Genomic DNA, 12542 nt, shown 5'->3' with positions numbered 1-12542 from the left:
CGTTGCCCCTTACACCGCCCGCACCTCGCGCACTTCGAAGGCGTCGAGGACGAACTCCGCCGTCCCGTCGTCGCCGGTCTTGCGCAGACCGACCCATGTCTCGCCCCTGGGGGGCGCCGTGAACTCGTAGCTCAGCACGGTCGGTCCGGTGGCGACGGGCAGCGCCTTGCGGTCGAGTTCGCGGGCGGCCGGTTCGTCGACACCGGTGATCCACGCGTACTGGCCGGCCTTCTCGTTCTCGTAGCGGAAGGAGACCCGGTAGCGCCTGCCCGCCTCGAAGCGGACGGTGTGCTGCACGGTCCGGTAGACCAGGCCGGTGTTCTCGCCGCGCGACTTGAGGGATTCCGAGCCGTCGATGACGTCGTCGATCGCCTTGCCGTTCCAGCCGCGCTGCGTGAAGGGGGCGTGCCGCTGCGCGATGTGGGTGCGCGGGTCGGTGGAGCCGCCCGCGTCGCCCTTGACGAAGACACCCCACCCCTGCGGCACGTGTCGGAAGTCCTCGAAGGCGAGCGTTGCGGGCTTGGTGCTGCGCTTCGCGGGAACGATCCGTACGTTGTCGAAGCGCACCCGTGCGTCGCCCGCGTCGGCCCGCAGGGCGAGGTCCACCCCGCCCCCGCCCTCGGGCACCGTGAAGTACGTGAACATCCGCTGGAAGCGGGTGTCGTGCTTGCGGTCGGCGGCGACGAGGTTGACGGCCGTGGACGAGTCGGTCCAGTTCTCGGCCGCGGCCCCGTCTGCGGTCCGTACGGTGAGCGCGGCGCGCCGCCGCTCCCCCGCCTCGGCCCCCACTTCGACCTGTACGGACGCGGCGTACGTCCCGGGTGCCAGGCGGGCGGGCCGCTGCCCGACGGAGGCGGCCCCGCCCGCTCCGACGACCAGCTCGTAGTCGCCGGTCGCGCTCAGTTCCACGGAGGCCGGCCCGGTGACGGTCCAGCCGTCCAGGGAGCCCGAGTCGAAGCCCGGGTCGTGCAGCGGTGTGGCCTGTCCCCAGTCCGGGTCGGCGGTGGCCGGTTCCCGGGTGCGGCAGACGACGTACGGCTGCTTCGCCTCGGCGTCGAGGGTGACCTTTCCGGCGCGTACGGGAACGTCGTGTACGTACTGCCGCCCCTGGTCGGTGAGCTTGTAGAGGGCCACCTCCGACGCGCCCGCCCAGCCGCGCGGGAGCTGCCAGCCGCTGCTGCCGCCCGCCGGGTTGTAGTGGTAGAGCTTCCCGGGGTCGGTGGCCTCGCGCGGCTCCCAGGGCAGCAGGTAGCGCCCGGCGTCGTACACGGTCCGTCCGTCGGTGGTGATGCGGCGCGTGCCGTCCGCGTCGCTCACGGACGTCTTCGTGGGGCCGAAGAAGGTGATCTCGTGCGCGTCCCAGGTCCTGACCGGGTACGCCTGGAGGTACTTGGCGGGCAGGCTGTCGGTCCAGATCAGGTGGTAGAAGGTGTTCCAGTCGGTCTTGTTGGCCCAGCCCTCGAAGTTGCCGGTGCGCGGGATGCCGAGGAGCGTCGGCCACTTGTCGGCGAAGACGTCCTTCTGGTGGTTGCGGATGAAGCGGATCAGCTGGGAGTTGATGCCGCGGGAGGTGTCGCCGCCGTAGTCGGTCTCGGTGGCCCAGTGCGCCCACAGGGCCGAGCGCTCCAGGCCGTGTCCCCATTCGGTGGTGATCTGCCAGCCCTGCTCGCGCAGGGCGCGCTGCAGACGGTCGGAGGTCCAGCCGGACTCCCGGAAGACGTCGATGTAGAGCATGTTCAGGGCGGGGTCGGTCTCGTCGCGCAGGTCCTGGAAGCGCTTGACGATGTCGCCGGACACGAGGTCGCGCCGCTGGTCGATGCGGTAGCTCTGGTCGAGCCAGTCCCACTGTTCATCGGTCTTGTCGACGAGCGTTTCGGAGAAGGCGTTCGCGACGGGGTACGACTCGGTGGCGTTCACGTGAACGCCGAAGTCGCTTCCCCAGGCGCGGCCTTCCCGTACGAGGGTGTTGAGGTCGCCGAGGCCGCCGGCGCGCTTGTTGTAGTTGCCCGCGTAGTCCGGGTGGGCCGAGTCGTGGCCCTCCGACTGGTAGCCCTTGAGGAGCGTGTACTGGCGCAGGCCGTCCGTCGCGAGGGAGATGCGCTTGACGTTGTCGAGCGTGGCGAGGAACGGGTTGGTGGCCTGGCTGGCGAAGTTGAAGGGGATGTGCGGGACGACGCGCAGGTGCTGTGCGTCCGCGCCCAGCGGGTTCACCATGATGTCGCGGAAGGCGATCGCGGCGTCCTGCCAGTCCACGACGCCGTCGCCGTTGCGGTCCCGGGTGACGATCACGGTGGCGTACGGGAGCGGCTCGGTGGCGTCCACGGGAGCGGTCGCGGCACGGTGCGTCCACTGTCCGCAGGTGAGCCGCGCCTCGACGTAACCGGCCTTCCTGACGGTCCGGTGCCAGAGCCGTCCGTTCTCCCAGGTGGTGCCGGACGCGCTGTCGGGCCTGTCGTACGACGTGTTGGTCTCGACGGCGCCGCCGAGCCGGTCGTGGGCGACGACCGCGTAGGCGCAGCCGATCGGCGCCGTGTCGGGGGGCGTGTCCGGTGCGGGCTGTACGAGGGTGTCGCCGCTCCTGGCCTTGTCGAGCTGGATGCGGGCGGCGAGGAGCGTGGCGCCGGGCTGGTCGCTGCGTACCGACAGGAAGGCGAGCGAGGGGATCTGGAGGGTGCCGACGCGCAGGGCGGCGGTGTCGGCGATCTCTGTGACGCGCCAGTCGACCTGCCGGCCGGTGACCCGGATCTCCACCTGGATCTCGGTTCCGCCCTCGAAGGCCAGGGTGTACGCCGCGCGGTCGCGGCCCGCGCGGGCGGTCACCTCGGGCGTACGGGCGGTCCCGTCGATCAGCACCGAGGTGACCGGGTCCTCCTGCCCGTACAGCCGCGCGCCGGTGCCGCGGTCGGTGTACGACACGATGCGCGGGAAGCGGGAGTCGACGCGCACCTCCAGTTCGCGGGAGCGCAGCACGGCCCCGCCCTCCGCCGCCGGGGCGGTGGAGGGGGCGGCGAGGGCCGGGCCCGCGCCGGCCAGTGCGGTGGCGGCGGTGGCGGCGCCCGCGGCCACCACGGTCCTGCGGCTCGGTCCGGGGTCCTGTGCGTGCACGCTCGCTCTCCTGTCGCTCGACGGCATGGTGTGCACGCCAACATGCGCCGCGAGGAGCAGGTGCGCCTATGGACAAAGGAGGGGCGGGTGTTGGACTAACGTGTCCGGCGCCCGCCCTCCCCGCCCACGGCGGGTGTCCGCTGCCCGCTGTCTGCTGTCCGCGTCACAGGCCGGTGCCGCCCTCCTCGACGAGGCCGGCGCGCAGTTCCCCGCGGAGGCCGCGGACGCGCCGGCGGGCTGGATGCCGGTCGCGGCGAGGATCACTGCGTCTGCGGCGGCACCTCGCCTGGGGCGGAGACCGTGGAGGCCCTTCTGGAGTACGGCGCCGACCCCGACCTCCCGGCGTCCGGCACCGAGCCGCCCCTGGTGCTCGCCGCGCGGCGCGGGTCCACCGAGACCGTACGGGCGCTTCGGCGACACGGCGCTTCGGCGCGGCGGGAGGCACTGGAGGAGGAGCGGCGGTGGCTCGGAGCGGACGTGGAACAAGAGCTCCGGACGGGGCTTCTGGAGACCTTCGCGGACGGCGGGGCGGAGCCCGAGACCGTCACCAGCCGCATCGAGGAGGGCGGCGGGGTGACCGTCGTCGTCGAGCTGCTGCGGGACGGCACACCGGTCGCCGGCACCGCGCAGCAGACCGGTCATGCCGCGATCGCGACTCTTCTGGAGGAGCGGCTGGGCATCCGTACTCCGTTCGCCGAGCTCGCCGAACGGGCTCTGAGCGGCGGTGATCCCGGCCGGGACGAGTGGATGGAGTCGGTGGCCGTGCTGTGGCGGCGCGGCGACGAGGAGACGTTCCTGGCGGCGTCCGAGTGGTGCGCGAGCGGTGACCTCCTGCGGCAGACCTTCGCCGCCGACGTCCTGGCGCAACTGAGGTTCGAACAGGGCGGAAAGCCGTTCGCGGCGCGCGCCCTGCCCCTGCTGCGGGAGCCGGCGCGCGAGGCTCAGGGGCCCGAGCTGCTCCAGGCCGCCGTGCTGGCGCTCGGGCACCACGGCGACCCTGCCGCCCTGCCCGAGATCCTGCGCCACGCCGGCCACCCCGAAACCGAGGTACGGCACCGGGTGGCCCTCTCCCTTCTCGGCCTCGTCCCCGCCGGTCACCAGGAGGGCGTGGCGGCGCTGATCGCGCTCAGCCGCGACCCCGACGACGAGGTGCGCGACTGGGCGACGCTGCGCTCGCCGGTTCCGGGGCCGACACCCCGGACATCCGCGACGCGCTGGCGGACCGGCTGGAGGACCACGACGCCGACACGGCGGCGGAGGCGGCGCGCGGCCCGGCGGCGCGCCGGGACCCCGGGGCGGTCGAGGCGCCGGCCCGTCTGCTGGGCGGCGAGGATCCCGAGGGGTACGCGTATGCGACGGCGGTGGAGGCGCTGGAGCACATCGAGGACACGACGGTACGGCGCCGACTGGAACGCACGCCGCCGCGCTACCGCTGAGAAGCACTTTCCGTTGCCGGGGCCCCGCCCCGGCAACGGTCCCACGGGCCTCGAGCGCCGGACGGGCTGAAGAACCCGGCCCGTCCGGCGCTCGAGGACGACGTCCGGACGCCGTCTAGGCGGCAGCGCTGCGGCTGCCCCGGCCCCTGCCACGGCTGCCGCTGCCGCTGCCGGGAGCACGCTCGCCCTGACCGCGGCCACCGCCGGTCTGAGCACCCTGCCCGCGGCCACCGCCCTGTGCACGGGCGGCGCCGCCGCGCTCACCCTGCGCGCGGCCGCCCGCCTGGGCACGCTCGCCCTGGCCGCGACCGGCGCCCTGGGCGCGCTCACCCTGCGTACGGCCGCCACCCTGCGTACGGGTTCCACCGGTGCCGCCGCCACTGCGGCCGGCACCGCCGCCACGACCGGCGCCACCACCGCGGCCGCCGCTCTGCGGACGCCGCTTCGGCTGCGCGGAAGCCTGCTGCTGCTGCGGGACCTCGATCACGATGGCGACGCCCGAGGGCTCCCGCGCACCGGTGATCCGGGCCAGCTCGTCATCGCTGGACTTGACCCGCGCCGTCTGCGGGACGATGCCGGCGGCCGACATCAGCTGCGTCATCTCGCGCTTCTCGTCGGGCAGCACCAGGGTGACGACACTGCCGGACTCGCCGGCGCGGGCGGTACGGCCGCCGCGGTGCAGGTAGTCCTTGTGGTCGGCCGGCGGGTCGACGTTGACCACGAGGTCGAGGTCGTCGACGTGGATGCCGCGCGCCGCCACGTTGGTCGCCACCAACGCGGTGACCTGCCCGGTCTTGAACTGGTCGAGCGTGCGGTTGCGCTGCGGCTGCGAACGGCCGCCGTGCAGCGCCGCGGCGTGCACACCGCTGGCGAGCAGCCGCTTGGCGAAGCGGTCCGCGGCACGCTTGGTGTCCACGAAGAGGATCACCCGCCCGTCACGGGCCGCGATGCGCATGGCGACGGCCTTCTTGTCGGTCTCGTCCGCGACGTACAGCACGTGGTGCTCCATCGTGGTCACCGCGCCCGCGGACGGGTCGACGGAGTGGACCACCGGGTCGGTCAGGAACATCCGCACGAGGCGGTCGACGTTGCGGTCCAGGGTCGCCGAGAACAGCATCCGCTGCCCGTCCGGCTCGACCTGCTTGAGCAGCGCCGTGACCTGGGGGAGGAAGCCCATGTCGGCCATCTGGTCGGCCTCGTCCAGGACGGTGATCGACACCTGCCCGAGCTCCGCGTCGCCGCGCTCGATGAGGTCCTTCAGACGGCCCGGGGTGGCGACGAGCACTTCGGCGCCGCGCCGCAGCGTGTTCACCTGCTTGGTGATCGACATGCCTCCGACGACCGTGGCCATCCGCAGGTTCACGGCCGTGGCGTACGGCGTGAGCGCGTCGGTGACCTGCTGTGCGAGCTCCCGGGTGGGCACCAGGACCAGCGCGAGCGGTGCGCGCGGCTCGCAGCGCCGGCCCGCGGTACGGGCCAGCAGGGCGAGGCCGAAGGCGAGGGTCTTGCCGGAACCGGTGCGTCCGCGGCCGAGGATGTCGCGGCCCGCGAGCGAGTTCGGCAGGGTCGCGCCCTGAATGGGGAAGGGCTCGGTCACACCCTGGGCCGCCAGGGTCTTGAGCAGGGCCGCGGGCATGTCGAGGTCGGCGAAGGCCTCGACGGCCGGCAGCGCCGGGGTGACGGTCTCCGGCATCGCGAATTCACCCTGCACGGGCACGGCCCTGCGGGCGGAACCCTTTGCGGGGGCCTTGCCGCGAGCGGCCTGCGAGGAGCGGTTGCGGACGGGACGGGCGGAGCGTGCGCTGGCGGCGGCGGGGCGTTCGGAGCGGGTCATTCAGGTTTTGCCTTCCTGGGAACAAGCACAAGCCGGGGCCCGCACCTTCACGGTGCGGGCCCCGGCTGGCGAGGTATCGCGTCGGCTAATTAGGCCGGGACGATGTTCTCCGCCTGCGGGCCCTTCTGGCCCTGCGTGACGTCGAAGGAGACCTTCTGGCCCTCCTGGAGCTCACGGAAGCCCTGGGTGGCGATGTTGGAGTAGTGGGCGAAGACGTCAGCGCCGCCGCCGTCCTGCTCGATGAAGCCGAAGCCCTTTTCCGAGTTGAACCACTTCACGGTTCCAGTAGCCATGTCATTCTCCTAAAAAACTGGGGCAGATCCGGAAATCCGCACTGCACGGATTCCACGTCGCCGCAATGAGCCCCATCCGGAGAACCGGAAAACAAAATGCGCCTGAGGAAGCATTCCCGTCAGGCGCACATAATGTTTATGGGTACCAAAACTGCAACTCGTCCACCCTAACACGATGCCGCCGGAGCACCACCCCCTCGCCCCGAGAAGATCGCGCCGCCGCCGGTGACGCGCCCCGCGGCCGGTCCTCGCGGTCAGTCCTCGCGGGCCTCTCCGTCGCCGTTGCCCCGGCGGACCGTCCGTACCGGGCCGCCCGGCCGCCAGGCCCGTACGACCAGGGCGTCGCCCTCGACGGAGGTTCCTACCTCCTCGGCCAGCTCCACCCGGAACAGGCGGAACGGCTCCGGCGGCCCGGCCTGTCCGGAGAACCGCGCGATGACATCACGGTCGGTGGCCTCCACCGCCCGGCCGCTGGTCCGCACGTCCCCGTCCCGCATTTCGCCGTCCGGCCCCGGGTTCGCCTGGACGGCGAAGCGCGGATCGCGCAGGACGTCCTGCGCCTTGCGCGAGTCCGCCATCACGCCCAGCCGCATCTCGCCGTCGAGGTAGGTCACTTCGGGCCCGGTCACGCGCGGCGACCCGTCCGCGCGGATCGTCGCGAGGACGTGGCGCTCGTACTGCCGGAACCGCCGCCGCGCGGCCTCGGCGAACTGCGGTTCGGCCGCCTGGAACTCTGCCCGACTGATGGCCATGACGCCATTGAAGCCCTCATACCCGACACCTTCTGCCGGGTATGAGGAATCCTCCGGCGGTGATGCGACTCCGGCAGCACACGCGTGCCAACGGCCGTTGACATCGGCGGGACGCGCGCCCTACATTCGCCAGCAGATGGTGACCAACAAGTGTTGTCCAACAGGCGTTGGCATCAGGAGACCACCATGAACGGCACGATCGGTACCCCTTCCCGGCGCCACGTCATCGTGGTCGGCGCCGGTCCCACCGGGCTGCTGCTGGCCGGCGATCTGGCCGCCGCGGGCGTCCCCGTCACGGTGGTGGAGCGGCGCCCGCGGGGCATCAGCAACCTGACCCGCGCCTTCGGCGTGCATGCCCGCACCCTGGAGCAGCTGGACGCCCGCGGCCTCGCCGACGAGCTGGTCCACACCGGCCGGCCCGTCACCGCGCTGCGGCTCTTCGGCTCCCTCTCCGTCGACCTCTCCGGCTTGCCGTCACGCTTCCCGTACGTACTGGTGACGCCGCAGTTCGAAGTGGAGAAGCTACTGCTGCGCCGGGCCGGGAGGAACGGCGCCAGGTTCCTGTACGGAACGGAGGTCACCGGGCTCGCGCAGGACGCGGCGGGTGTGACGCTCGACGTGCGGCACACGGACGGGACGGGCGGGCCGGACGGGCCGGACGGGCCGGGCAAGAAGGACGGGACACTGCGGGCGGCCTACGCGGTGGGCGCCGACGGAGTGCGCAGCGCCGTGCGCGCGGCTCTGGGGCTGCCCTTCCCCGGGCGCTCGGTCATCAAGTCGATCGTCCTGGCCGATGTGCTGCTGGCCCAGGAGCCCGGCCGTACGGTCGCGGTGGACGGCAGGGGCACGGCCTTCGGCTTCCTCGTTCCCTTCGGGGACGGGTACTGGCGCGTGGGCGGCTGGGACCGTACGCACCGCGAGGTCCCCGACACCGCGCCCGTCGAGCTGGAAGAGCTGCGCGCGATCACCGAACGGGTCTTCGGCAGCGACTTCGGCATGCACGGCGCCCGCTGGATGTCCCGCTTCCACAGCGACGAACGCCAGGTCCCGCGCTACCGGGTGGGCAGGGTCCTGCTCGCGGGCGACGCGGCGCACACCCACTCGCCGGCCGGCGGCCAGGGCATGAACACCGGCCTCCAGGACGCGGCCAACCTCGGCTGGAAGCTGGCCTCCGTGATGAACGGGCAGGCGCCGGAAGACCTGTTGGACTCGTACCACGCCGAGCGGTATCCGGTCGGCAGGGCCGTGCTGCGCAGCAGTGGCGCGCTCCTGCGCCTCGCCATGGCGCACAATCCGCCGCAGCGCGGGCTCCGCGCCCTGCTGACCGCGACCGTCGGCCACGTGCCCCCGGTGACCCGCCGGGCGGTCGGGCAGATCACCGGCATCGGTTACGCGTACGGGGCGCCGCGCGGCGCCCACCCGCTCACCGGCAGGCGCGTGCCGGACGTCCGGCTCCAGGAGGGCCGGCTGTACGAGGCGCTGCGCGCGGGCCGGTTCGTGCTGATCACACCGCGGGGCACGGAGGCCGGCCACGACGAGCGGCTCACCGTGGCGCACTGGGCGAGTGGGCGCCGCATGACTCTGCTCGTCCGCCCCGACGGTTACGCGGCCTGGGCCTCGGAGGAGCAGGAGGAGCGGGAGGAAGAGGAGGCGGCGTCGTGAACGCACGCCTTCGGCCTCCAGGCCGCCGAGGAGCCGTGAGGTCGCCCCGCCGCCGGTCCCCGCTCAGCCGGCCGGGAGGGTGACGACCGCCGTGTGGCCCCCGGTGGAGAGGGTGCCCGGTGATCCGGTCACCGCGGCGTCGTACCGGCCGAGGGTGACGCCCCCGAACGACGCGGCCCCCTCCAGCGCGACGATCACCACCGTCCCGCCGGGCGGAACCGTGACGTCCATGCCGCCGCGCGCCACCGCGACCCGCGCGGCCGTGCGGCCCCTGCGGTACATGACGTTGAAGTTCACCACCCGGCCGCCGAGCAGCCGGCAGTCGGTGGCGACGTCCCCGGGGAAGTCCTGCGGGACGTAACGCTCGTCGACGAGCCGCCGCTCCCCGCCCACCGTGAGGTCCATTCCCGCGCCCTCGGTCATCGTCAGGATGCGGTCCACCCCGGGGAACGCCGAGAACGGGCCGTCCCCCTCGACCTCCGCGAGGCTGATCCGCCAGTCGAAGCCGGCCGTCCCGGCGCCCTCGGGCCACGTCGCGATCTCCCGGGTGACCCCGCCGCCGTTCTTCCACGCCACGGCCGTACGGCCGGCCGCCCCCAGCACCCGGACCGTCATCGCACGACGCCCTGCGCCCGCGCGGCCGCCAGCCAGGCCGGGAACTCCCGGACCAACCGGTCGTACAGCTCCGCGTCCGAGACCTGACGCGGGTCCGGCCCGGCGTGGAAGTAACCCGCGTTGTCGACCGGGCGCCTCGCCGGGACGGCCAGCTCGTCCAGCTTGCGCAGGAAGTCGAACTGCGTGCTGCGCGTGTTGCCGAAGCCCACGAACTGCCAGAACAGCGGCAGCTTCGCGGCCTTGCAGACGTACCGCTCCGCCGCGAGCTTGTTGACCGGGCCGCCGTCGGTCTGGAAGACGACCAGGGCGGGCGCCGTCGACCCGCTGTCGAGGTAGTGGTCGATCACCGCGTCCATGGCCAGGTGGTAACTGGTCTTCCCCATGTGGCCGAGCCCGGCGACGACCGTGTCGATCCGCCCCCGGTGGTTGTCGAGGGCGATGTCCGTGACCGCGTCGACGTCCGTCGAGAAGAAGACGACGGGCACGCTGCCGTCGTCGTCGAGGTTGGCCGAGAGACCGAGCACCCGGTCGGCGAGCGCCTGCACACTGCCGTCCTGGTAGTACGGCTTCATGGAACCCGAGTAGTCGAGGACCAGGTAGACGGCCGCGCGCTGCCCGCTCAGCCCGTGCTCGCGCAGCGAGACCCCGGCGCTCTTGTAGAAGCTGACGAGTGCGGGCGCGGTCTCCTCGACCTTGTGGAGGCTTATCGCCACGTCGGGTCTCCGTTTCGTACGGGGCCGGCGGGAGGGGCGGGGCCGGCGGGTTTGGCAGGGCCGGTGGGTCCGGTAGGTCCGGCGGGTCCGGTGGGTCCGGTGGGTCCGGTGGGTCCGGTGGCATCGGCCGGGCCGGCGGGGCCGGGGAACTGCCGGACCCGTACGCTATCTTGATCGCCGCCGATCCCACCGGCTCTCCCCCGTTTACCCAGAAGGCCAAGGAGCCGGCTGTGGAAGCCGCTGTCACGACGTGTTACCGCCACCCCAAGTACGAGACGTATGTGAGCTGCGCGCGCTGCGAGCGGTTCATCTGCCCCGACTGCATGCGTGACGCGGCGGTCGGGCACCAGTGCCCCGAGTGCGTGAAGGAGGGCCACAAGTCCGTCCGGCAGGCGCGCACGGTGTTCGGCGGCGCGGTGGCCGGGACGGCGGCTCCCGTGGTGACGTACGCGCTGATCGCGCTGAACGTCCTCGCCTACCTCGGTGAACTGGCGCGCCCCGGTCTCCCCGACCGGTTCGGCATGCTCGGCCTGGGCCTGCTGGGCCCCGACGGCACGCTCTTCCTCCACGAGGGCGTGGTCCACCCCGGCCTGACCGCCGTCGGGGTGGCCGACGGCGAGTGGTACCGGCTGCTCACCGGCGCCTTTCTCCATCTGCCTCCGACCGGGGGCGGCTTCGGCATCATGCACATCGTCATGAACATGCTGTGCCTGTGGAACGTGGGCAGGACCGTCGAGGACCAGCTCGGCCGGGCGCGTTACGCCGGTCTCTACCTGCTGTCCGCGCTCGGCGGTTCGGTGGCGGTCTATCTGATCGCGCCGCAGGACACCGTCGTGGGCGCCTCGGGCGCGGTCTTCGGCATCTGCGCCTCGTACTACGTGATCTGCCGCCGCCTGGGCCGTGACATGCGGGCCGTGAACCGCTTCCTTACGGGACTCCTCATCTGGATGGTGGTCTCCGCGCTGTTCGCCTCCTGGGAAGCCCACTTGGGCGGCCTGCTCACCGGTGCGCTGGTCAGCCTGGCCTTCGCGTACACGCCCCGCAAGAACCGCACCGCGATCCAGGTGGCGGTGGGCGCCGGGGTGCTGGTGCTGCTGGTCGCGCTCGTGATGACGAAGACCTCGGCGCTGACGGCGGGCGTGGTCTGACGCCGCAGCCGCCGGCCGGGGGCGGCGGGCGGAGCTCGGCCTCGGCTTTCCTTGAGGTACGAGGCTTCGGCCATGAAACCGATACGTGTCTCCCGCCCCCCGGGCGACCTTGCTGACCGTCCTGCTCGGCCACCTCGCCTTTCCCGTGCCCAGGTCCGGCACGACGATCGCCTCCCGGGGGGCGGCCGGGACCTCGACGCCTCGGGCGCGTCCCTCCAGTGGGCCGTCACCGGCTACTTCCTCACCGCGTCCGCCTTCATGCTCGCCGCGGGTTCGCTCGGCGACTTCTTCGGGTGGCGGAAGGTGTACGCGATCGGGGCCACCGTCTACACCGCCGCCGCCCCCGCCGCTTCCGCCGCTTCCACCGCCCAGAGCGTCCTGGTGCTGGACACGGCCCGTACGCTCCCGGGCGCCGGCACCGCCGCTCCAGCGCCCCCCGCAGGGTCGCGGCGGCGGGTTCGCCGCGACCCACCGCGTGCCCCTGCGTCCAGGCCACGACGGGCCCCGCCCGGCCCGGGGTACACCCCCGTCGGGGCCGGTCAGCGGGCCCTTCGGACCGTGCGCGCCCCGCCCGGCCACCGCGTGCCGCTCGACCCGCAGGCGGCCAGGACGGTCGCGTACGACTCCTTGCGCACCCGGTCGGCGGTCCAGGCGGCGGCCGTGGCGGCGCTGCGCTGCCCGGCGGGCATCTGCCGGAAACGGGCGTACGCGGCGCAGGCCCGGCCGTCCGCCGGGTTGACGATGTCGATCTTCATATTGAGCTGGGAGCGCTGCTCCTTGGCGGCGGCCACGTCGATGTTCTTCGGAATCCGGGCAATGGACCGTTCGAACCGGCCCACGCGCGCTGCCATATGCGCAACCCCTCCCCCGTGGTGGTCCGATGGCAGGAGGCGCGCGTACGGACCCGCCGGACCATGCGTGGCCGGGAGGAATCAGGCCCGCCCGGGTGTTCCGGTCCCGGAACGCGCCGCGGCGCCCACCCAG

At 72.9% G+C, this 12542-nt stretch carries 10 protein-coding genes; 3 read left to right on the top strand and 7 right to left on the bottom strand.

Annotation, left to right across the window (positions count from 1 at the left end; genetic code table 11):
* Nucleotides 1–9: 9 nt before the first annotated feature.
* Nucleotides 10–3132, bottom strand: coding sequence for an endo-alpha-N-acetylgalactosaminidase family protein (locus tag ACWDZ4_RS00325; protein ID WP_451506219.1), 3123 nt, complete (start codon nt 3130–3132; stop codon nt 10–12).
* Nucleotides 3133–3405: 273 nt separating this feature from the next.
* On the opposite strand from ACWDZ4_RS00325, the gene ACWDZ4_RS00320 reads away from it, so the two are divergent.
* Complete coding sequence (locus ACWDZ4_RS00320; protein ID WP_451506218.1) at nt 3406–4611, top strand: HEAT repeat domain-containing protein; 1206 nt, start codon at nt 3406–3408, stop codon at nt 4609–4611.
* A 45-nt stretch (nt 4612–4656) separates the two neighbouring features.
* Here the strand turns inward: ACWDZ4_RS00320 and ACWDZ4_RS00315 are convergent, their stop codons facing one another.
* The 3 genes from ACWDZ4_RS00315 to ACWDZ4_RS00305 form a co-directional block, all read right to left on the bottom strand.
* Nucleotides 4657–6375 carry a DEAD/DEAH box helicase gene (locus tag ACWDZ4_RS00315; protein WP_451506217.1) on the bottom strand — a complete coding sequence of 573 codons (1719 nt, stop codon included), beginning with the start codon at nt 6373–6375 and terminating at the stop codon, nt 4657–4659.
* Between the two features lie 89 nt (nt 6376–6464).
* Complete coding sequence (locus tag ACWDZ4_RS00310) at nt 6465–6668, bottom strand: cold-shock protein (protein WP_015607926.1); 204 nt, start codon at nt 6666–6668, stop codon at nt 6465–6467.
* Between the two features lie 254 nt (nt 6669–6922).
* Nucleotides 6923–7420: a pyridoxamine 5'-phosphate oxidase family protein gene (locus tag ACWDZ4_RS00305; RefSeq protein ID WP_451506216.1), complete on the bottom strand. Its 498-nt coding sequence runs from the start codon at nt 7418–7420 to the stop codon at nt 6923–6925.
* A gap of 150 nt (nt 7421–7570) precedes the next feature.
* Between ACWDZ4_RS00305 and ACWDZ4_RS00300 the strand changes: the two genes are divergently transcribed.
* Complete coding sequence (locus ACWDZ4_RS00300; protein WP_451506215.1) at nt 7571–9082, top strand: FAD-dependent monooxygenase; 1512 nt, start codon at nt 7571–7573, stop codon at nt 9080–9082.
* Between the two features lie 63 nt (nt 9083–9145).
* On the opposite strand, the gene ACWDZ4_RS00295 is transcribed toward ACWDZ4_RS00300, so the two are convergent.
* Nucleotides 9146–9697 (bottom strand): HutD/Ves family protein, encoded by a 552-nt coding sequence (locus ACWDZ4_RS00295; RefSeq protein ID WP_451506214.1) that lies wholly within the window; start codon nt 9695–9697, stop codon nt 9146–9148.
* A complete protein-coding gene (locus tag ACWDZ4_RS00290) occupies nt 9694–10410 on the bottom strand; it encodes a VWA domain-containing protein (RefSeq protein WP_451506213.1) in 717 nt (238 codons plus the stop codon). Before ACWDZ4_RS00290 ends, ACWDZ4_RS00295 begins: the two co-directional genes overlap by 4 nt.
* Before the next feature lie 230 nt (nt 10411–10640).
* Here ACWDZ4_RS00290 and ACWDZ4_RS00285 point away from each other — a divergent pair, with 230 nt between their 5' ends.
* Nucleotides 10641–11558, top strand: a complete 918-nt coding sequence (locus ACWDZ4_RS00285) for a rhomboid family intramembrane serine protease (RefSeq protein WP_451506212.1) — start codon at nt 10641–10643, stop codon at nt 11556–11558.
* Between the two features lie 539 nt (nt 11559–12097).
* Here ACWDZ4_RS00285 and ACWDZ4_RS00280 read toward each other — a convergent pair.
* Nucleotides 12098–12409 (bottom strand): hypothetical protein, encoded by a 312-nt coding sequence (locus tag ACWDZ4_RS00280; RefSeq protein ID WP_451506211.1) that lies wholly within the window; start codon nt 12407–12409, stop codon nt 12098–12100.
* Between the last annotated feature and the right edge of the window lie 133 nt (nt 12410–12542).

This window comes from Streptomyces sp. NPDC003016 (assembly GCF_053591455.1).
Note: the sequence above shows the minus strand (reverse complement) of the source record. Positions and strands in the feature narration are given on the sequence as shown.

Excerpts from the sequence above, each read along its gene's own strand:
- ACWDZ4_RS00310 (WP_015607926.1), bottom strand. The coding sequence starts at position 6,668 with ATGGCTACTGGAACCGTGAAGTGGTTCAACTCGGAAAAGGGCTTCGGC.
- ACWDZ4_RS00315 (WP_451506217.1), bottom strand. The coding sequence starts at position 6,375 with ATGACCCGCTCCGAACGCCCCGCCGCCGCCAGCGCACGCTCCGCCCGT.
- ACWDZ4_RS00295 (WP_451506214.1), bottom strand. The coding sequence starts at position 9,697 with ATGACGGTCCGGGTGCTGGGGGCGGCCGGCCGTACGGCCGTGGCGTGG.
- ACWDZ4_RS00305 (WP_451506216.1), bottom strand. The coding sequence starts at position 7,420 with ATGGCCATCAGTCGGGCAGAGTTCCAGGCGGCCGAACCGCAGTTCGCC.
- ACWDZ4_RS00325 (WP_451506219.1), bottom strand. The coding sequence starts at position 3,132 with ATGCCGTCGAGCGACAGGAGAGCGAGCGTGCACGCACAGGACCCCGGA.
- ACWDZ4_RS00280 (WP_451506211.1), bottom strand. The coding sequence starts at position 12,409 with ATGGCAGCGCGCGTGGGCCGGTTCGAACGGTCCATTGCCCGGATTCCG.